The sequence below is a fragment of the Nitrospiraceae bacterium genome (assembly GCA_019637075.1).
Classification (GTDB): Bacteria; Nitrospirota; Nitrospiria; order Nitrospirales; family Nitrospiraceae; genus JAHBWI01.
Window position 1 is genome coordinate 775,400 of sequence record JAHBWI010000001.1, and the last position, 20,712, is coordinate 796,111.

The window sequence follows — 20,712 nt, forward strand, 5'->3', positions numbered from 1 at the left end:
GGCCTCCTAACAAGACACTCCACAGGGTTTGGTGAGGCACTCGAGAATCGTGCCCGCCAACTGCTCGATGTGCAGTCGGCCGTCGACGGCAAGCGCCTCGGGCAACAGGCAATGGCCGTCGTATTGGGTATGCATGCCGGTCATCGGGCCCTTGCGGAAAATCACCGGCTGGGTGACGTTCGCTTTCAGATCAAACCCGTCCTGAGGCACACACACCAAGTCCGGCGCCGTCGAGGTGGCTTGACCGTGGTACAGCGCGTCACCGAGATAGATGTCCCGCACGACCGGCCGCCCGTCCGGCGCCCGCAATCCCGCCAACGCACCGGCCAACTCCTCGAGCACGGACTGCTTGTCGATAGCCGACACCGTGCCCCGAGGATACCGGCCCTCGACATGCACGAAGAATCTCCCAGGGTCCATCGCAAACACCCGCGTCTCGTCCGCAATGCGATCGAACCATTGCCCCTGTTCGCGCAACCGCAGCCACCCTTCCTGCTGCAGCCAGGCATTGAGATTGACCTCTTGGTCCAAAACCGTGAATCCATGATCCGACAACGTCAGGAACAGCCCCTCCCCATCCGTCATGTCCATGAAGCGATGGAACAACCGGTTCACGACGGCATCGACATGCCGGTACAGCTCGAGAAACGGTTCGTGGTGGGGATGAGCCGGATTCCGCGCCGCGTCGAAGAAAAAGTGCTGCAGCCGGTCCGTTTCGGTGATAACGCCGAGGAAGAGGTCCCAGGGTTCACGCTCCAGGAAATGGAGAAACGCTTCCTCTCGTTTCTGCAGGGCGTAGCGGATATCCTTCAGGAAGGCCGGCTTATCGGTGACGGCCTTCCCCGCATCGACGTCGGCCACGTAGTCGATCGATTTCAGGTACTCGTAGGCCGCCTCCGGATAGGTGCCCTTCTGAAGATCAGGACAGACGAATCCCGCTGTCATGATCCCGTTGATCGGCCGTGCCGGATAGGTCTGAGGAATGTTCAGCACGATCGATCGCAAAGGTTCGGGAAACGCCCCTTCGAGCCGCGCGGCCAAAGAGGAGGTTCGCCCTCCCGCCGTTCCCCCGACGATGTCCCACATCGTCGGCGCCTGCACGTCTCGCGCACTGGGGAAAAAGAGCTGGTAGCTGCGGGGCCGGAGATCCATGAACCCATAGATGCCGTGTTCGCCGGGATTGACCCCGGTCATGAACGACGTCCAGCAGGTGGAGCTGATTTCCGGAATGGATACCTGCATCTGGTGCAACCGATAGCCCCGCCCGGTGATCTCCCGGAAACCGGGGAGAATGCCTTGATCCATATATTCCTGCAGCAGCGACGAGGGCACCCCATCGAGACCGATGCCCATGACCTTTCTGCGCGTGGTTTGTTCCGACATGTCCGCTGATTCTCCTATCCGCTGACGTATACGAAAACAGTTCTCTCTGGAAGCGGCACAGCAGGCGTTCAGCCGAGACAACCGTCGGCCTGGTCGATAGCCCAACCGAGGATCACGGTCCTCAGCGCTTGGCTTCGGCGTCGACTCGCTGAGTGCTCGGCGGGCGCATGGCGGGAACCGCGTACGAGGACGACGTTCCGGCCCCCCCACTCGATGAGTGGGGGGCCTGTGTCAGCAGGGTGCGGCGTTCGAGCGATTGCACTAAGTGAAACAGAAGCCGGTTGACCGGCACGGACAATCCCAACCGATCCGCTTCGCGAATGACAGCGCCGTTGATGGAATCGATCTCCGTTTTGCCGCGACGCTCCAAATCCTGAAGCATCGTGGTCTTATTCGGTCCGATCCCCTGGAGAGCCCGAAACAACGGCCGGACCGGGTCGTTGGCTTCATCGATGGCCAAACCCTTGGCGCTGGCGACCGCCGCCACCTCGCGCACCGCCAGGCTCATGATTTCCTGGAGATGCTGATCTTCCAGCATTTCCCGGCAAGACAGGCCGGTGATCGCCGAAAGCGGATTGGCCGCCGCGTTCATCAGAAGCTTATTCCAAAGAGACGCCTCGGAATCCTTCACCACCTCGACCGGAAAACCCGTCTGCTTGAAGACTTCGGCCACTTCGAGGAATCCCGGCTCGTTCACATTGTCGAACTTGGCCAGCCGCAAGGCTCCGCTTCCGCCGGAAAACCGAATTCGATTCTCGGCCAGCGGCATCGAACTGTAGGGCAGGGATCCGCAGAAGATGCGCTCCTTTGCCACGACCTCTCCGATCACTTCCATGTTTCCCACACCGTTTTGGAAGGACCCTACGTAAGTCTCAGGCCCGACGACGTGATTAGTACAGTTCACGGCGGCCCTGGTGTCATACGTCTTCACGAACAACAGGAGCACATCGACGGCTCCCTCGAGCCGCGGCCCGAGCGTAATCGGCACCCGGACGTTTCGCTCCACGCCCTCCGGGTCCACCAGCCAGATCCCCTTGGAGCGGATAACACGAATCGTCTTTCGATTACGCTCCACCAGAGTCACATCTTGGCCGCTTTCCTTGAGCAAACAGGCGAACAAGCTCCCGAGGGCGCCCGCTCCGACGATGGCGATTCTCATCTTGTCACCTGCCCTTTCGATTACGCATCCGCGACCGACGACCGCTGCGTTTCTTCGAACCGGCGCAACAATTCGGCCCGCACAATCTTGCCGCTTGGATTCCGGGGCAACGAGTCGACCGCCTGCACATGCCTGGGGACCTTGAAGCTGGCCAACCGCTCCGAACAAAACCGGCGAATTTTCACGAATTCCATGGGCGCTCCCGCTTTGGGCACGACGAACGCAGCCACCACTTGGCCGCGCACCGGATGCGGCACACCGACGACTGCAGCGTCCTGAATATCCGGATGCGCGTACAGCACCTCTTCCACTTCCTGTGGATACAAATTCTCCCCGCCCGTGATGATGAGGTCGTCTTTCCGGCTCACGAGGAAAAGAAAACCTTCGTCGTCGAGATACCCCATGTCTCCGGTATGGAGCCATCCATTCACGATCTTCAGTACCGTCTTTTCCGGATCGCGATGGTACCCCTTCATGACATGCGCTCCTCGGCAGCAGATCTCGCCCACGGTCATCGGCCGAAGCGGACGGTGGTCCTCGTCAAGAATGGCGATCTCTACGCCACGGACAGCCTTCCCAACCGACCCGGCTTTACTGAGCGCATAGTGTGGTTCCAAAAAGCTGATTGCGGGGCAGGTTTCCGACTGTGCGTATGCGTTATAGAGAGCGGCGCCTGGGCAGACCTGGCTCAAACGCTTGATCACCTCCACCGGCATCGGCGCGGCGCCGTAGACCAAGGTGGTCAACGAGTTCAAATCGGATGGATCAGCCCCCTCGAGCAGGGTGATATAGATGGACGGAGTGGCGAACATCAGGGTGGGCCGGCATGCGGCGATGGCGGCCACCAGAGATTTCATTTGAAACGACTCCACCAGGACCGAGCTGCCCCCCGCCCGAAACAGAGTGACCACGAATGCATTGAAGGCATTGTGGAAAAACGGTGTGACCATCAAGGAGCGACTTTCGGAATCGATCCGCAGCGCCTCGATCCATCCGTCGATCGCGGCAAGGCAATTCCGGTGCGTACAGACGGCGCCTTTCGGTTTTCCCGTTGTCCCCGATGTATAAAACATCAGGGCCTCGTCTTCCGCCCGCACCACCACTCCGGGTTCCGTACGCGGATGACGCCCCAGCAACTGTCCGTATCGCGAGTCCTCCCCGTGGTCGAAGTCCGTCCGCATTCCAGGCCTCGGCGGCATGGACTCGACCCATATCACCCGTTCGAGGCCGAGAAGCTCCTGCTTGACAGGCGCAAGCACGTCCCGAAACTCCTCACCGAGAACCAACACCGCGGCATCCGAATGGTCGACGACGTAGCGCAACTCCTCCGCCTTGTATTTCACGTTAACCGGGACACAGACCGCGCCGGTCTTCAGGACGCCGAAAAAACACACAACAAACTCGACCCGGTTGCCGATGAGCAGCGCAACTTTGTCGCCGGGCTTTAGCCCGCCCGCCAAAAGACCGTTGGCGAACGCATTCGAGGCTTGATTGAGTTCCCGGTAGGTATACTGGGAATCTTTCGTCACGATGCAGGGGGTTTCGGGATAGGCAGCGGCGCTTTCAGGCAAGATCCCCGCCAACGTCGTTGCGGTACGTGAGATCTCAACCCGGTCGAGCACGCTCGGCTTCTCCTGCATCACGCCTCAGTGCGCGCCGATCCGGCGCGCGACTACCAGCACGGTTTTAGCCAACACCTTCACATCCAGCCGCAGGGAAAAGTTGCGGACGTAATGCATGTCGTAACGAATCCAGTCGTGAAAGGCCGCCTCGCTCCGGCCGTTCACCTGCCACAGCCCGGTAATGCCCGGCTTGACGCTCAGACGCGCATCGCGCCAACTGGGGGAGAATCGCATCTCTCCCATGGCAAGGGGGCGCGGCCCCACCAGGCTCATTTCGGAGCGCAGCACGTTGATCAACTGAGGCAATTCGTCCAGGCTCGAGGATCGTAAAAATCCGCCGACGCGGGTGACCCGAGGGTCTCGAGCCATCTTGAACATCGGCCCATCCACGCTCTTCTGCGCCCAGAGTTCGGCCTGCCGCGCTTCGGCATCCATCCGCATTGTTCGAAACTTGATCATGTCGAATTCCCGTCCCCCCAGCCCAGAGCGGCGCTGGCGGAAAAAGACGGGACCGCACGAATCCAGTTTGATGGCCAGGGCAATCAACAACAGGAGGGGCGAGACGGCCAACAAAATCAGTGCCGACACAACGACGTCAAAACTGCGTTTGCAACTCTTCCGGTAGTTACAGGTCACCGTCGCGGGCAACACACGTCGTCGCCGGGGCCAGGGATGCGCATTGTCGGCAATCGTCAACTTGGAGGCCGGTTGATCGCAGGTCACGACGCAGTCGCGAGTCCTTCCGTGCTCCTCGGTTCGATAGCCATCACCCACGACCGAGTACTCGATTTTGGACGCTCTCGCGACCACCACGGACTGTCCGAGAATACTTTCCCGGACCAAACTCCCCTCCGACACCCGCACTCCGTCCCCGATCACGGCCGGCCCAATCACATACGCGTCATCGGCGATCACACAATTTCGGCCAAGCACGACCGGTCCGATGACGTGCGCACTGGGTGACACCTGAGCATCCTTGTCGCACCACACGCGATCTCCGAGTGGGATGAAGCGGCTCTCGTCGAAGAGAGACTGATGCAGAACGATCTGATGCACTTTGAGGTATTCGCTCAGTCCATTGATCTCGGAATGAAAGCCGCGGATCGGCCGGAGATTGACCGCCAAGCCTTTGCCGGCGAGAGCCGGCAACAGTTGTTCCTTGATATCGACGTAACCTCGCGCCGCAATGTGTTCGAAAATTTCAGGCCGAAAGGCGTAAATCCCCGCAAACCGGTGCTGTTTTCGGCGATCACGAGAGGGGTGCAAGATTTCGAATCCCCTGATCAGCCCTTCCTCGTTAGAGAGCACATTCTCCAGCGGTTTAGGCTCCGGAACTTCGCGACCAAGGACCCCCAACGTGGCGATCCCCCCGACGGCAAGATGACTGCGCAGAAAACCCTTCAGATCAATCGAATTCAGGTAGAGATTCCCGTTCACGACGCAAAACGACTCTTTCCCGACGAACTCTTCACACTGTTTGATGCACCCGGCGGGACCGCGAGGAACGGTATCCACCACGTAATGAATACGGAGGTCCGAGCTCGATTCCTCGGACGCGAGAATCGCCTTCACGGAATCGACCTCCTGAGCCGCGATCGCAATCGCTACTTCAGAGATACCGTTCCGGCACAGCACATCGAGTTGATACGTGATGAGCGGGCGGTTCAAGAACGGGAGACAGGGCATCGAATGCTGAATGGGAAAGCAGTGTCGACTATGCCAACCAGCCAGCAAGATCGCCTTCATAGCACCGCAACTCTCAATCGTCGCACCCAACAAGACCTACGGTTTATACGTATACTTACATATATAGAACAAACCATGACGTAATCAGGCGCAGGATATTACCTAATGAACAGAAAGTAATGCTAGGGAAAAGTGGCTCTGGGCAACATCTTTTCGGTCACCGCCTTCAGCCACTTATCCACAGACTGCAAATCCATACAGTACATGTCGTAGCAGACACGATGACGATAAGACTTGTGTCAGATGACATCCATGAAGAACCATCGCCACAAGCTACCCTCAATTGTTTGTTACGTAGCAGGTGGCGGAACTGCCCTGAGACGAGCCAGGCGGCACGCAATCGTCGTGCCGTCGAGCATCGCAGCAGAGAAACTCCGCGGTGGCAGGGCACGCAGCTGTGCATCGTCCGTGGACAGCGCGGCGAAAAATCCCCGTCGCACTGTATGCTTTTGTGCTAACAGCTATCCGAATGGATACAGAAGAGAATTGCTCATGAGATCTGAGTCGTGAGCGGAAACAGAGGGATGTCACCACGTCCCGGCGAATCGGCCACGTGCATCCGGCCGGATCAGTCCGAGGTTCAGAGACGAACGGATGGAGACGGATGTCTGAAGCGAATCCGAATTCCGGAAGCCTTGGTCACCGATTATTGTTTGGCCCTGGCCTTTGCGAGTGCAAGGGCCATCGCGCCAACCGGCTTGGGAACGGCGCCAGACTGGCGAGGCGCGCTAGGAGCGCCAGACCGCTGCGCACCGGCAGCAGCCGCCGGCTGCAGTGCAGCACCGGCTGGTTCGGTCAACCGCATCGTCAAGGAGATGCGCTGGCGCTTTTGATCGACGTCCAGGACCTTCACCTTCACAACCTGACCGGGCTTCACTACTGAGTGCGGATCTTTCACGAAGGTGTTGGCCAGCGCAGAGACATGGACCAACCCATCTTGATGGACACCGATATCCACGAAGGCACCGAAGGCAGCGACATTCGTCACTACCCCCTCGAGCACCATGCCGGGTTTGAGGTCCGAGAGGGACTCCACCCCCTCTTGGAACGTGGCGGTCTTGAATTCCGGCCTCGGATCCCGGCCGGGCTTTTCCAACTCCGTCAGAATGTCGCGCACGGTCGGGAGCCCGAAGCTCTCGTCCACAAACTCCTCGGGCGCCAGGCCGTGCAACATCGCCGGCCTACCCATGATTTCGCCGATATCCTTTCCAAGACGCGAGAGGATGCGCTGCACGACCGGATAGGCCTCGGGGTGCACGGCCGACCGATCGAGTGGATTGTCGCCGTGGTTGATGCGCAAAAATCCAGCCGCCTGCTCGAAGGTCTTCTCTCCCACCCGCGGCACCTTCCGCAGCAAGGTGCGGTTGGCAAACGGGCCGTTGGCATCGCGGTAGTCCACGATATTCTTGGCCAGCACGCGATTGAGGCCCGACACTCGCGCCAGCAAAGCCGATGAGGCCGTGTTCACGTCCACTCCCACCGCGTTGACGCAATCTTCGACCGTGGCATCCAGCGACCTGGCGAGCGCACGCTGATTGACGTCATGCTGGTATTGCCCGACCCCGATCGACTTGGGATCGATCTTTACCAATTCAGCGAGGGGATCCTGCAACCGCCGAGCGATCGACACGGCCCCGCGCAGACTCACGTCCAACTCCGGAAACTCAGCCGCAGCAAGGGCCGAGGCGGAATACACCGATGCGCCTGCTTCGCTCACGACGATTTTGGCAAGCGTTCGCTCCGGCTGCTGATCGGCTACCAGCTTTACCAACTCGGCGGCCAGTTTATCCGTCTCCCGGCTGGCGGTGCCGTTGCCGATCGCGATCAATGCCACGCCATGCTGGACGACCAGACGGTTCAACGTCGCGAGAGCCCCTTGCCAATCGTTTCGAGGGAGATGCGGATAAATCGTGGTCGTCTCCAACAACTTGCCGGTCGCATCCACCACGGCCACCTTGCAGCCGGTGCGCAACCCAGGGTCCAAACCCAGGACGGCCTTGGGACCCGCCGGCGCTGCAAGCAGCAGGTCGTGCAAATTGCGGGCAAAAATCTTGATCGCCTCCGCTTCCGCAGCCTCGCGGACCTGAAGCAAGAGCTCCGTGCTCAAATGCAAGTGCGCCTTGACCCGCCAAGTCCAGAGACAGACGTCCGAGAGCCACTTGTCGGCCCGGCGGCCGCGCTGTTCGATTCCAAAATGCGCGGCAATCATCGCGACGCAGGGATGCGGCACCAGAGCCTCGCGTTCTTCGCCCAATCCCAGATCGATGGCCAGGACCCCCAGGGCTCGACCGCGAAACAGAGCGAGGGCACGGTGCGAAGGGATCATGCGGAGCGGCTCGGCGTGCTGATAATAGTCCCGGAATTTTTCCTCTTCCGCGCTCTCCTGGCCCTTCACCACGGTGGAAGAAATGACGCCCTGTTCCCATAGGTGGGTTCGCAGCTTCGTCAGCAGGTCGGCAGTCTCCGCGAATCGCTCGACCAGGATGTCTCGAGCCCCCTCCAGTGCGGTCTTGGCGTCCGGCAGATTGATCCCCTCGCCCCCCTCGGTCGCCGGCTGAACACGGATGTACTTACTCGCTTCCTCTTGGGGATCGAGCGTCGGATCGGTGAGCAGCGAATCGGCCAATGGTTCGAGCCCCGCCTCTCGCGCAATCTGGGCTTTGGTCCGGCGCTTCGGCTTATAGGGAAGATACAGGTCCTCCAACTCAGCCTTCGTAGGCGCCGCCTCGACCGCCGTGCGCAAGGCATCCGTCAACTTGCCTTGTTCTTCAATCGAGGAGAGAATCGCCGTCCGCCGTTCCTCGAGTTCACGCAGATAGAGTAATCGTTCCTCCAACGTGCGCAGTTGCGTATCATCGAGATTTCCGGTCACTTCTTTGCGATAGCGCGCAATGAACGGCACTGTCGCGCCTTCATCGAGCAAGGTGACGGCTGCACCGACCTGCGCAGGCACCACCGCCAGTTCCTTGGCAATCACCTGAACGATCTTCATCTTGGCAGTTTCGTTGGCAGGGACAGAAGATGAGGTGGTCATGCTGGTCGTCGAAGCCTTTCCGCACGGGAACCGACAGGCAATAGCCGTCCGATCGCCGTCTCATAATTTGTATCTGGATAAATCGAATGTCGTGAGTGGTCGAGACAAAACGGGAATCTACCAGAAGCCTCGCGGCAGGTCCAGATTGCCCTTCGCTCTATACAACGCCGTCATCCGCCGCGGGAGAATCCCACTTGCCGCCAAGCTTCATAGACCACGACCGCAACCGCGTTGGAAAGGTTCAAGCTGCGGCTCCCGTGAACCATCGGGAGCCGGATGCATTGCGCATCAGGCACACTTGCCAATAGCTCGGCCGGGAGCCCGCGGGTTTCCGGACCGAAGAGAAATGCGTCCTCCACCCCATAGGCATTGGCATCGTAGCAACGACAGCCTTTGGTCGAGACGGCAAAGATGCGGCGGCCGGCAAATCGGATGGCGCAGGCCTCCCAGGTTTCATGCACCGTGACGGCCGCGAATTCGTGATAGTCGAGCCCGGCGCGCCTGAGAAGCCGATTCTCCAAGGAAAAGCCCAACGGTTTGACGAGATGGAGCGCCATCCCCGTATTCGCACAGAGCCGTATGATGTTGCCGGTGTTTGCGGGAATCTCCGGCTGATAGAGGATGATATCGAACATGAACAATGAATGCGGTCGAGGTCAGCAACGCCCCGGCGATAAGACTCCCCTGCTACAGGCGAGCCATGACGACGCGACCGAAGCCTTCGAAAATCTTGAGGGCCGCGGCCCGTTCCCGCTCGGCCAACTCCGGGGCATTGATCAGGATGAGGCGAGATCCCCGCTGCATTACGAGAAACGCTACGTTGCCCAGCACTCCCCTCAGTTGGTCGCCGGGCTCCACCACCGCAATGGCCTGCTCCCCAACTGAGGAGAGGGCTTCATATCGCAGCGCCTCGCGCGCCCCGGCCTTGCTCGAGTCAATCGCCACCTGCCCGAATCCACGCGCCTCACGGTCGACCGAGTGCGGAGCGCCGTCATAGACGACCAGGTGCAGAATGACCAGCCCTTTGCCGTTGCGCCACTGGCAACCGCTTGCACCATCTTTCTCCACGCGCTGGTTCCGCTCGCCCGGCTTCGCTTCTGGAAAAGCGCGGCGGACGTCGTCGTCACGGAGCAGTGAGCAGGCATCGGGGGGCTTCTGGGATGCTTGGCTCAAGCCCGATTCTGGCTGCGCTTCTGTCATTCCGGGACGAACGAGCCACAGCGCCGCCCCCACGAGCCCTATGGTGACAACGATCCGTGTCATGTCACCGCTACGATACGCTTCCTTATCAGCCGGCGCAACGGTCTCCCGGATTGGAGCGGCTCTTCGCGACCAATCCAAAACCCATGGTCTGCCGTAGAACCAGCAAGGAATCCAACGAAGGAGGATATGTATGGAACGGGGAAACATTCGAGTCGTCGCAAGGGTCACGGCAAGACCGGACAAGGTCGAGGAACTGAAGCATCTGCTGGCAACCTTGGTCGAACCGACCAGGCAAGAGTCCGGTTGCCTGTCTTACGACCTACTGCAGGGTACCGCAGACGACAGAGACTTTACCTTTGTGGAGCAGTGGATCGATCAGACCGCCATCGATCGCCATATGCAATCGGCCCATGTTCAGGAGGTGTTGGCGCTGGTGTCGGAGTTGACCGCGGCGCAGCCGGATATCCGCTGCTATAGATGTATCGAACAGGAAATGCCGACGGCCAGACGTTAGGCGGCGAGGAGCGGGGCCAGTTGCCGACGGATCGTCGTGGCGAGGAATTGGTACTGTTCGGCAACTCCGCAGAAATACCGTCGTTTGGATTCCTCGGTCATCCGTTGAGCGGCCTGTAGGAACTTTCGCGCGGAGCTTTCATAGACCGATGCAAGAGACCATTGAATCTGCAGCTGTCGGCCGGCGCGTTTCGAGACTGCAACGGAGATCGTCCCGCTGACCACGGCATCCACAATCGCCTGGGCCCGGTGCAGACTGGTATGGGCCGCCATCACAGCCTGGTAGCCTCGCTCAGCCACGGCCGCGCGCTCGTCGGCATGACTGCGGTAATGCTCGGTCAGTTCGATCACCTGCTCGACATTGCCTGAATCGTAGAGGGCACAGTGTACGCCATCTTGGAACAGCGCTCCAAAACCATTCTCCACTCGCTCGCTCAACAGAAGCGCACCACAGGCCATGGCCTGAAACGTCCTGAAGTTCACATCGCCGGCTGCTGATTGGTTAAGTACGACCATCGAACGATTGAAGGTCGTGAGATAGCTGCCGGACTCGATCACGATCGGATATCGAGCTTGGATCTGTTGAATCAACTCCACGCGCCGGGGATTCCAAGACTGGTTCAACGTCCCAATGAATGAAAGCGGAAGGTCGCGTACCAAACCCAACCGATAGTCATCCTGGGAGCGACAGAAGAGCGGCTGCCACATCACGGTTTGCCGATCCGGGTCGGCCCGATACAACCGCTCCCAATCTCTTTGCGCAACGAAGATGACGTCGAATACCGACGCATAATGTTGGTGCCAATTGGCATGGAGATGGGAATCGATCGCGTACCAGACCAGCGGAACCGGAAGCGATTCCAACTTCAGCACCACCGGCTGCGTACTGTCGTCGCCCAACAAGACGAAGTCCGGAGACCAAGCCGGCTCGATCCGAGACAGCAGCTCCTGCACCGATTCCAACGGCCGCCTCAAGGGAAGATCAGCCGCCCGGTCGTGCGCGGCCCATTTCACATCGTGCCCGAGCTGACGCAGTTCCTGCACGAAATAGGGATTGCCGAGATGCAGAATTCTCACCGTGGGCCTCTCCGACCTGGGATCACCTACTCGGTATCGGCAATCTATGGTAAGGACTTGAGGACGAACTGGGACGCAGGCTCGGCGTTGGCCGAGAGAATTCGGTCCCGCGAACGACAGCAGAGGATCAAACAGGCCGACGGCAGCCGCAGCCGGGGCATTTCACTCAGCCGCACCTGCCAACCATAGCTGCTGAAGAATTGACCAACCCCGATAGGAGAGACGAGAACACATTCGCCGGAGCCTCGTTGTCCGGCGAACCGAGCGTTACTTCGGCGCAGTCTGCGCATCCTGCAGGACATGGCCGGTCATAGACTTCTCGACGATGTTCTGTTGGATTTCGAGGGCGATGACCTTCGCCAATTGTTCGGACGAAAGTGCTCCCATCGGCAGACCTTTGGTTTCTGCCGCAAAGGGGTCGTCAGCAGCCGCGCGCCGGTGCAGGTTGATGAGGACGGTGGCCGGTTGGATTCTCCTTTCGGCGGAGCCGACGACCACAGCCTTTTCCTCGGACAGAACCCTCGTACGTGTGGCCCAGTCCCGTTGATCGATCTTCGCGAAGGCAACGGTCCAGATTTTCCCATTCAGGAGGCTCCTCACCGCCTGCGGCGTCCGCTCAACAAACCAGGGATCCTGCATGATCGTGTGTAGGGCCTTGCGAACCAGCAGATCATATCGTTTCACCGTTGAATCCGGTTGCGCCGGTCGCACCACCGTCGTCGTTCCTTCCTCGTAATAGGCCTCCGCCTCCAAACTCTTTTGTTCATCGACCGTCTTGAGATAGGTTTCGATTAAACCCTGCAGGGCCTGACCCCGTTCCTCGCGGGACATGGCCGCAATCTCAGCGTCGTTGCGAATGGGCGCGCCTTTCAGGTCCCGCTCGACAATGCTCGTTTTCACCTTCGGCGCCGTATCGGCCTTACTCACCACCCACTGAAACTCACCGGCCAGCGCGGTCGCCAAACGATCGGGGTGGTGCAAATAATCCTTCGCCTGAAGGGCGGCCGCATTGATGAGCAGCTTGACCCGGCCTGGCGTCGTCGTGCGCGCCACCAGGAACGTAAACTCCTGCCCGTCACGGTTGAGCACGCGCGGCTCGATCACGACCTGCCGAAGTAAGTTCCTGTTGAGGCTCTCGTCGAAGCGAGGAAAATCCGCGCGATGCTGCAGTAAGAGGGTGAACGCGTCCGAGACCGTCCGGACCGCGGCATCGGCAAGATCCGGCTGCCAGCCTGCTCCAGCCAAAACCAGTGGAACGGTCATTCCTGGAATTACGTGAGGGGTACCGGTCGAGTCATCGGCCGCATCCTTCCCTGGTGCGGCATGCCCCGAATGGTCCGCATGGGCAATGGACAGAGCGCCGGACCAAGGCTCCGTGCACAGCAACCCCAGGACGAGGAGAATTCGGCAAAATCCCATGCTCCTACGCATATCAATATTCTACACAGATCCGGTCTCCCTGCGCCGAGATTCTTCGGCCGTCCCCTGGTAAACAGCCGGCCATATGTTATGGTAAACGAAAGGGGCCGTGGCGCCCCAGAGACTGGGGAATGAATCGGCCTCCCGTATGAGTACCCGCCTACGGTCAGCTCTACTCGCACTCTGCGGCACCTTGGCTGCGGTCCAGCCGTCGATCGCCGATCCCTTGTCGAACCGCTCCGAGGCACAGGTTCTTGAAGAGGCCAAAGCCATCTGGGACAGCGGTTCCCCGAGCCGCGCGCTCGACCTCCTGGATGAAGGGCTGCAAGACCACCCAAATGCACTGATGCTGCACAAGCTCCGTGGCGACATCCTTACGGCATCACGCCGTCCCAAGGATGCCGTGCGGGCCTACGACTCGGCTCTTGCCGAGCAGCCCTCTGCCCTGAATGCGCGTTGGGCAAAATGGAGCACCTTGTTACGCTGGGGGCAGCAGGCAGATGCCGCCGCCGAACTTCAGCGGATCGCAGACATCGACCACCAGAATCCACTGACGCATCTGCGACTGGCACAGGAACTCCGCCGACTTGACCGTCTCGAAGAATCGCTGGAGTCCTACCAAAAGGCCGTCGACTTGGTTCCGGATGTGCTGAGTTGGCGCCTCGCAATGGCGAGAGCCCGCTTCGACGTCTTGGATATCGAAGGTGCAGACCGAGATGTTCGTCATGTCCTTCAGCACGTCCCCCCGGGATCACCGCTGGAATCACCGGCCCGCAACCTGCTGGCGGTTCTCTACGGACCGGAGCGAGGCCGCCGGTTCATCCGTAGCTTTGCAGCCGACGGCACGCCGGCGCAGCGGAAGGAATGGGCCGCGATCCGCGCCGATGCTTGGAACCTCTTTTCCATCGGCCGCTTCGCCGAAGCCGAACCGATCTATCGCCGCATCCTTGCGCTCAACCCGATGGATGCGAACGCCGTGCATCAGCTCGGCCTCAGCCTGATGAAACTCGGCCGCTGCAGCGAGGCAATCACGGTGTTTCGCAGCGTGGCAAATCTCGAGATCGGTGACGAGGAATACGCCGACACGGTCTTCCGAATGGGGCAATGCTTGGTTGAACTTCAGCGGTGGGAGGATGCCTTCGTCCATTTCCAAATTCTGTACGACGCGGCCGTAGAGTTTGAAACGAACAATAAGAACATCGACTTACCTCCCGGCATGCGGGTCCTGAGCAAAGACAAGCTGGGAGAGTGGCTGGCCAAGGTAAAACCCCATGTACCGGATGCCGATAGCATGGTGGCCAAAGAGCAGCCCTTTGCCAAGACCGTATCGGAAGACGAGCTCTACGCGAAGATCGCTGCGATGCGGTTGACCCACAAACCGCTGGAGACTCGCGCCTCGCTCATGGGACGCGACTCCGACTTTAGCTGGTTTCGCTATGTCATTCCTGCAACCAAGGTACTGCGGGATGATTTTCCAACCGGTGCCCACGATTTCGTGCCGATCAACCCAAGTGACACCTTCCCTGCCGCCCAATCGGAAATATTCCTGGTGTTCGGATTGGTGTCGGATTCATACGATGCGGTGCCGCTTTCGACGAGCTGCTACCTCGAGCGATCAGAAACGACAGGGGAACAGCAACCAGCCGCGCAAGACCGGGTCGTAATGGCGATGAGCGATCAATCCGGCTATTTTCGATTATCCCGTCCTCAGGGGGGATGGTTGCCGGGCCTCTACCGCTGCGGCCTCTTCGAGGGAGAGTATACCTCCGCGTACGACCAGGTAGATGAGACTCGTTTTCGCATCGTGATGCAGGATCAGTCCTCGTAGTCCTCCTCCGAGCCATTGCCGCCTTCCCTGCTCATCGTGACTGAGCAGCATTGAGTCCCCCCTCGTGGATGTGCTTTGATGGCGCCATGCCCTCATTTCCCATCCTTACGACACAGCGGCTGTCCCTCAGACAGTTCACCCAGGCGGACGCCGGAGATATCCAGCATCTCGTGTCCTCGAAGGAAGTCGCAGCAGGCACCTTTCTCCCCCATCCCTATGAAACGGGATTTGCGGAGCAATGGTTGGCGGAACGGCAGACCGCCTACGAGCAAGGCATCGCAATTTCATTCGCCATCGTCCTGGCAAGTCCGCAACGCCTCATCGGGTCGATCAGTCTCGACATCGTCTCGCCGCACCAGCACGCACGGATGGGTTACTGGCTGGGCATCGCCTATTGGAATCAAGGGTACTGTACCGAAGCCGTCAAGGCCGTGCTGCAGTACGGATTCACGGGACGCCAACTGCACAGGATTTATGCTCCGCACTTCAAGGGAAACGAAGCCTCGGGCCGCGTGCTGCAAAAGGTCGGCATGACCTACGAGGGGCGGATGCGCGAACACTATGTCCGGTTCGGACAGTATGTGGATCTCGAACTATACGGGATGCTGCGGCGAGAGTTCGGATTGCTGTAATCAACAGACGTCGAGTCGCGCAGTCAGGAGCTCACACTCGGTTCGTGTGAGCTTTTCCCTCACGCAGGGTATGGGCCCGCAGCTGGCCGATCAAATAGAAGACGATGCCCACATTCACGAACAGGACCGCTACGCGCACAACAGAAGGCCGTTCGACGAGTTCATACAGCTCAACCGGTACCAACAGACTCGTCGAGAGCACCGTGAGGTAGGCGGCCCAGCCGAACTCCAGCCACAGCCCGACCCCCTCGACTGTGAGTAGCGCGGCATAAGCCAGGCTGACCAGTGCGGCGACTTGCAGGCTGTGGGGTTGGAGCGCGTCGACTCTCAGCACCATTCCATGAATGAAGCGCGAATCCGCATCGAGGTGGAGCGCTTCTATCAGCAGCGAAAATACCGTGGCGACTTCGACATGAACCAGCTTCAAGAGCCCCAAGCCGAGGGCCAGCAGCAGACCGCCCTTCAGAAGTTTGAACAGGGCGATCGCGGCCATCCCAGGATGCTGTCGCCGGGAATTCATGTTGAGGTTTGCCGAAGGTATCGAGAGAGAGGGCGTCACCCCCTGCACCGATTGCCCGTCTAAAATCCGAGCTCCTTCTCGAGATCCCCCTTCTTCTTGTCGAACTGCCGCTGCTCGGCCTGGCTTTGTTCCTTGATCGCGCCCTTTACCTGCTCGCCGGATTTTTCCATGGCATGACGCGAGGCATCGATCTTCTTCTGAAGCTGAGCTGCCTTCTCGTTCGCCTTCGACGACCCGGCAAATTTGTAGTATCCGGCAGCATTGGCTTGGGTAAACGTCGAGTCGGATCGCGCAATAATCGTATCACCACGTTGTTCGGCCCGCTCTCGAGCAGACTTGTCGCCCCCAGGCAAGAACGCCATCCATTGCGCAGCGGTCCGCAGTTTTTCAAGTGACTTGGCAGCGGCCATCCCGACTTCCACGCCGCTGCCTGAGAGGCCCTTGGCATCCTGTTCTTCAGCCTTCATGAGTCGATCCGCCGCGGAGGAAGCCATTCGTTGCAACTCTTGTCGATAAGCAGGAGGCGAGGCAAAGGGTTGGCGCTGCCCGGTCTTCGAATCCGGGGCGTTCCATCGGTTGTGATCCACACTTGAGGCGACCTTGAACAGAGCGAGATCGTCCGCCTTCGCCTGCAACGCCTTCAGCATCACCCGGTTGGCTTCGCCATACTCACCGATCGCCTCGAAGTATTGAAACGCCGAGGCCTGGCCGTCTGAGCGCACCGGGTCGGACGAATACCACAGGCCTTTTGCCTCGGCCGCCTTGGCCAGCTCACGCCCCAACTTGGGCACGTTCGCCTTCGCCCGATCCCACGCACTCTTGTCATACTGGTCGATACAGTCATTCCCCAGGATCGAACGATAGACCACGAACAATTCACCCGGCTTTCCGGCCTGTTCAGCCCTCTTCAGTGCGGCGGCCGCCGCCTTGGCGTTTTTCTGTTCTTCATCGCCCAGACAGGGGTCGTCCGCTCGCGCCGCAGACAGGGGCAGCGCGACCAGCAATGAAACACAAACCATGATTCCGGTGAGTCTCATTGTGTTCCTCCCTATCGTCCGAACAACCCCTTCAACATCTTGTTCATATCGACGGGAGCCTCCTCTTCACTTGTCTTCCTCTCGCTGCGCTCCCGCGACGGCCGGCGTTCTCTCGGCTGCTCCTCGCGCGCCCCTTTCATCATCTCTTCGAGGTTGGGCATGCCGCTTTGGCCCATCATCGCACCCATATCATTTTTCGTGAGCCCGGGTGGGATTTCGAACAATGCCGGGTCCTGCTTCTCGATTTTGACATTCGACAGCTCCAACGCAATCCGTACCTTTCGATCGCCCTCCTTCGAGAGCATATCGGTCTTGACGACGACTCCCTCTTTCGTCGTCCAGAAGAATCCTCCGAACTTCGACCCATCCTTCTTGACTGCAATCACCTTCGTCTTCGTCGTCTTCATGCCGTTGATGACTTCCTGGCCGACCTCGGTTTGCTCCTGAATATCGAACCCCTCGAGCCCGGAAGACTTCGACTGGTCGAACGGCATTTCCATGTACATATCGCCGATGAGCTGCCACATGACTTGCTTATCTTTGCGGATGATGGTGACACCCCCCTCCGCCCCACCCATTTCCATCCGCTGTTTCCCAGGCGCCTGATAGAGGCGAGACTTCACCGTCATACCACCCTCGGTCTCCATCACACTGTCGGCCGAATACTCGACCGTAGACTCCACAGGCGGCATAGCCCAGCTCGTCAGGGGGACAAGCAACAATGCAACAATCGCGGCGGCGAGACCAGACAATTTCATGGCAAATCCTCCTTCAAGCAAGGTTCGGTGCGTCGCACGGAGAAAGGCTACGTGGGTTCACGTGACGAGTCAATATGGCGAGCCGAGGCCTGCTTGGCTGCCGTCGGATCCACGCTGCAAGGCAATCCGGCAGACAGGCGTTGACGAGCATTATTGGACAGGGTGACTGCAATTGTCTCCGCTGAGCGAGTAAGCGGCGGGAGCGCCAATCAAATACCCCATCGTAAATACTCGTTTCCTTGGGGTTGGACAGAGTGGGCATGGGCACGAGGATTGCTCTCTCCCAGACCATTGGGGGCGGCACTGCCGAATCGGCGCCGCCCGTTATAGAGGAGGGACACTCATGGTAGTGACCGGAACAACTCGTTTGACGGCAGCGACACTGACCTTCGGCTTGGCAGCACTGCTTGTTGTCAACATCGCCAAGGCGGAATCACCGCAGGCATCAGAGCAAATGGACACGGCCCCGGGGCCGGCATATGCGATGGTGGACGGGAAGGTCACCAAAATCGACGGTGACGTGTACACCGTGGAAAGCGGCGGGGCTGCCTATCTCGACAGTGGAATCAAACCAACGGAGATGCGCATTTACGTGGGCCAGCAGACCCAGAAAATAAGGGGCGAGAAAAAGGTGGGAGACAAGATTCGCGCCGAAGTTACGCGTGGGGGCTTCGCAAACTTCATTCAGTAACCGCTGACTGAGGCCCGAGGCGGCCGCAGCGCCGGCTCGGGCCTCACGACCACACGCCTCAGAACCCCTTTCAGCCATCAATATTCCGACAACTGCTCGACGGCATCGGAGAGGCCTCGAAATGCAGCAATCGTGTTGCGCATCTTCAACCATTCGATGAGTTCGAGGCGAAGCGTCCGATTCAGGCGCTGCTGAGCCTCGAGAGGAAGCCGAACAAATTCGACCCCGAAGTGATGGCCGTTGACCCAGGTGATCCTGCCACGCTCGATTGGGAGCGCGGCTGCCTGATCATCCATCAACAGGCTCACGCGAACCTCACTGCCACACAACACCTCGCGATCGCAGCTGACCGAACAACCTTTGAACGACAGGTTCATCAGGATCCCTTCACCGACGAAGGGGGCCCCGCCGAAGATCACCGGATAGTGCAGGGGAAAGCGGTAGTAGTTTCGAACGTAGCCACGCGGAGCCATCTCCACCTCCAGACGACGGATGGTATCGGCAGCGGAGGTCCCGCGGTATCCTACCTTAGAAGGGACAAACCCGTTTCCATTCAACCGAACCGGTCAAACGGATCGCTAGAACAAAAACCCCATCATGGTCCTCGTTTGCCATTCAGCCCTCAGGTCGGAATGGACGACGTGGTAGTAAGCCTGCACGGAGACGCTCATCGACTGACGATCCCATACAAACGCGCGCCCGACTTCTCCTCCCACGGGCGCGATCCACCTGTTTCGCGCAGCCCCCTCCCAATCTGCCGTGATGATTGGGGCGGATGTGAGGAACCAGCCCTGCGCGAGGTTGTAGTTCGCAAACGGCTGCAGGAGGAACTGGCTGACTCCGGAATGACGGGCCCCGCCGGAAAAAGACCACCGTTCACGGGACTCATCCTGACCATCAGGACCGCCGAGTCCGGTCGCCGTGCCGGCACCGGTGCCGGTCCACTCCTCTTGCTATTCGCCGATGTGGGAATGTTGGTTCATTGCGGAGATCCCAGCCTAGTAGCGAACCATACGGAACGCGGGGATCGGTGTGGCCCGGCCGGCGCATTGCCTACCTTCTCTTCTTGTCACGCAATGGACTGAGGGTGCAGATTGACGCATAGGCGAAGTCCGCCCGACCGTCCCGGTTGCGATGTCGGACGGATCTCAGTAGGCTGCGAACCATCTCATCATCGAGGTCATGAAATCGACGCCCCCTAGACAACCAGAGAAAGGGATGAGCATGGGCAAGATCAACGCACGGAACGTAGCAGGCCGATTTTCAGCATTAGGGTACTGGCCTCAAATCCTCCTGTCCGTCCTACTGATCACTCTCCAGGGCTGCGTAGGGCTCGGGGCCTGGACCCTCGGCACTCGCACCAGCATGGAGGACAACCAGGCCATTCAGCCGACGAGAGGCACGGTTGCTCCACGTAAGACAACGCCCGAACCAATCATCGTTTCTGCGACTGATCTCCAAACCCATTGGGGCAAGCCGGATGAGATAACGACCCGGAAGGACGGCAGCGAAGAGTGGATCTATAAAATCGATGGGCTGCGCTGGTCCGGAATGGTGCTCTATGTCGTCATCATTCCCCTCCCCGCGATGGTCCCAGTCGGTTCACAATACCTTTCTGTTCTCATGGATCACGGACAAATCGTACGAGTCACAAGAGTCGACTGGGCATTCAAAGGGGGAGCCTACTGCGGGTACTTCGGCATGATGTATGGGCACCTTGGCTGCGGCACCGGCTCTTTCGAGGAATCACAGGCGTCAGGACATGAGTCATAGCCGAATAATCACCTGCCATGGACGGCGGGCAAATGTGGCTCTTTCATAAGCCGGCTCAGGACCGGATGCTCCATCGAACGCATTCCCCCAATTCCACCACCGGTCGATCCGCTCTCTCTTGAATATCCAAGCGATCGGCCGATCGAAACATCCTCCTGTGGAGTTTTTCCATGCCGCTCTGGAAATTCTCCCCACTCCATCAGGCACGCACGGCTTATCACTTTACCTACTTCATTACATATAGCTCGCAATACATGGATTATATTGACAACTATAAATCATCACCTCAAAGATTCTCCAGGCATGCTCCGTGCTGA

General features: G+C 59.4%; 18 protein-coding genes. 5 read left to right on the forward strand and 13 right to left on the reverse strand.

Going from position 1 to position 20,712, the window contains the following annotated elements; all coding sequences use genetic code 11:
* Positions 1 to 6 precede the first annotated feature (6 nt).
* The 7 genes from KF814_03680 to KF814_03710 form a co-directional block, all read right to left on the reverse strand.
* Entirely contained in the window at positions 7 to 1,383 is a 1,377-nt protein-coding gene (locus KF814_03680) for an alkaline phosphatase family protein (protein MBX3235230.1), read from the reverse strand.
* A 121-nt stretch (positions 1,384 to 1,504) separates the two neighbouring features.
* Positions 1,505 to 2,542, reverse strand: coding sequence for a ketopantoate reductase family protein (locus KF814_03685; GenBank protein MBX3235231.1), 1,038 nt, complete (start codon positions 2,540 to 2,542; stop codon positions 1,505 to 1,507).
* Between the two features lie 20 nt (positions 2,543 to 2,562).
* Positions 2,563 to 4,182 carry a long-chain-fatty-acid--CoA ligase gene (locus KF814_03690; GenBank protein MBX3235232.1) on the reverse strand — a complete coding sequence of 540 codons (1,620 nt, stop codon included), beginning with the start codon at positions 4,180 to 4,182 and terminating at the stop codon, positions 2,563 to 2,565.
* 6 nt (positions 4,183 to 4,188) lie between these two features.
* Positions 4,189 to 5,910, reverse strand: a complete 1,722-nt coding sequence (locus KF814_03695; GenBank protein MBX3235233.1) for a sugar transferase — start codon at positions 5,908 to 5,910, stop codon at positions 4,189 to 4,191.
* Between the two features lie 646 nt (positions 5,911 to 6,556).
* The gene (locus KF814_03700) at positions 6,557 to 8,944 is read right to left on the reverse strand and encodes an RNA-binding transcriptional accessory protein (protein ID MBX3235234.1); all 2,388 of its coding nucleotides are present in this window, start codon (positions 8,942 to 8,944) and stop codon (positions 6,557 to 6,559) included.
* A 170-nt stretch (positions 8,945 to 9,114) separates the two neighbouring features.
* Positions 9,115 to 9,579, reverse strand: coding sequence for a tRNA (cytidine(34)-2'-O)-methyltransferase (locus KF814_03705; protein MBX3235235.1), 465 nt, complete (start codon positions 9,577 to 9,579; stop codon positions 9,115 to 9,117).
* A 52-nt stretch (positions 9,580 to 9,631) separates the two neighbouring features.
* Positions 9,632 to 10,207 (reverse strand): hypothetical protein, encoded by a 576-nt coding sequence (locus KF814_03710; protein ID MBX3235236.1) that lies wholly within the window; start codon positions 10,205 to 10,207, stop codon positions 9,632 to 9,634.
* A 130-nt stretch (positions 10,208 to 10,337) separates the two neighbouring features.
* Here KF814_03710 and KF814_03715 point away from each other — a divergent pair, with 130 nt between their 5' ends.
* Positions 10,338 to 10,661 (forward strand): antibiotic biosynthesis monooxygenase, encoded by a 324-nt coding sequence (locus KF814_03715; GenBank protein MBX3235237.1) that lies wholly within the window; start codon positions 10,338 to 10,340, stop codon positions 10,659 to 10,661.
* Here the strand turns inward: KF814_03715 and KF814_03720 are convergent.
* The gene (locus tag KF814_03720; GenBank protein ID MBX3235238.1) at positions 10,658 to 11,737 is read right to left on the reverse strand and encodes a glycosyltransferase family 1 protein; all 1,080 of its coding nucleotides are present in this window, start codon (positions 11,735 to 11,737) and stop codon (positions 10,658 to 10,660) included. The two genes, KF814_03715 and KF814_03720, sit on opposite strands and share 4 nt — an antisense overlap.
* A gap of 267 nt (positions 11,738 to 12,004) precedes the next feature.
* On the reverse strand, positions 12,005 to 13,168 hold the full coding sequence (locus tag KF814_03725) for a hypothetical protein (GenBank protein MBX3235239.1): 1,164 nt from the start codon (positions 13,166 to 13,168) through the stop codon (positions 12,005 to 12,007).
* Positions 13,169 to 13,304: 136 nt separating this feature from the next.
* On the opposite strand from KF814_03725, the gene KF814_03730 reads away from it, so the two are divergent.
* Together KF814_03730 and KF814_03735 are read left to right on the forward strand one after the other, a co-directional pair.
* Positions 13,305 to 14,984 carry a tetratricopeptide repeat protein gene (locus tag KF814_03730; GenBank protein ID MBX3235240.1) on the forward strand — a complete coding sequence of 560 codons (1,680 nt, stop codon included), beginning with the start codon at positions 13,305 to 13,307 and terminating at the stop codon, positions 14,982 to 14,984.
* A gap of 86 nt (positions 14,985 to 15,070) precedes the next feature.
* A complete protein-coding gene (locus KF814_03735; protein ID MBX3235241.1) occupies positions 15,071 to 15,616 on the forward strand; it encodes a GNAT family N-acetyltransferase in 546 nt (181 codons plus the stop codon).
* Positions 15,617 to 15,647: 31 nt separating this feature from the next.
* Here the strand turns inward: KF814_03735 and KF814_03740 are convergent, their stop codons facing one another.
* From KF814_03740 to KF814_03750, 3 genes are all read right to left on the reverse strand, one after another.
* Positions 15,648 to 16,109, reverse strand: a complete 462-nt coding sequence (locus tag KF814_03740; protein MBX3235242.1) for a DUF2127 domain-containing protein — start codon at positions 16,107 to 16,109, stop codon at positions 15,648 to 15,650.
* A gap of 86 nt (positions 16,110 to 16,195) precedes the next feature.
* The gene (locus KF814_03745; GenBank protein ID MBX3235243.1) at positions 16,196 to 17,173 is read right to left on the reverse strand and encodes a hypothetical protein; all 978 of its coding nucleotides are present in this window, start codon (positions 17,171 to 17,173) and stop codon (positions 16,196 to 16,198) included.
* Between the two features lie 11 nt (positions 17,174 to 17,184).
* Entirely contained in the window at positions 17,185 to 17,931 is a 747-nt protein-coding gene (locus KF814_03750) for a hypothetical protein (GenBank protein MBX3235244.1), read from the reverse strand.
* 343 nt (positions 17,932 to 18,274) lie between these two features.
* Between KF814_03750 and KF814_03755 the strand changes: the two genes are divergently transcribed.
* Positions 18,275 to 18,622, forward strand: coding sequence for a hypothetical protein (locus tag KF814_03755; GenBank protein ID MBX3235245.1), 348 nt, complete (start codon positions 18,275 to 18,277; stop codon positions 18,620 to 18,622).
* A gap of 77 nt (positions 18,623 to 18,699) precedes the next feature.
* Here the strand turns inward: KF814_03755 and KF814_03760 are convergent, their stop codons facing one another.
* On the reverse strand, positions 18,700 to 19,095 hold the full coding sequence (locus KF814_03760) for a PilZ domain-containing protein (protein ID MBX3235246.1): 396 nt from the start codon (positions 19,093 to 19,095) through the stop codon (positions 18,700 to 18,702).
* 751 nt (positions 19,096 to 19,846) lie between these two features.
* On the opposite strand from KF814_03760, the gene KF814_03765 reads away from it, so the two are divergent.
* A complete protein-coding gene (locus KF814_03765) occupies positions 19,847 to 20,395 on the forward strand; it encodes a hypothetical protein (protein MBX3235247.1) in 549 nt (182 codons plus the stop codon).
* Positions 20,396 to 20,712 lie beyond the last annotated feature (317 nt).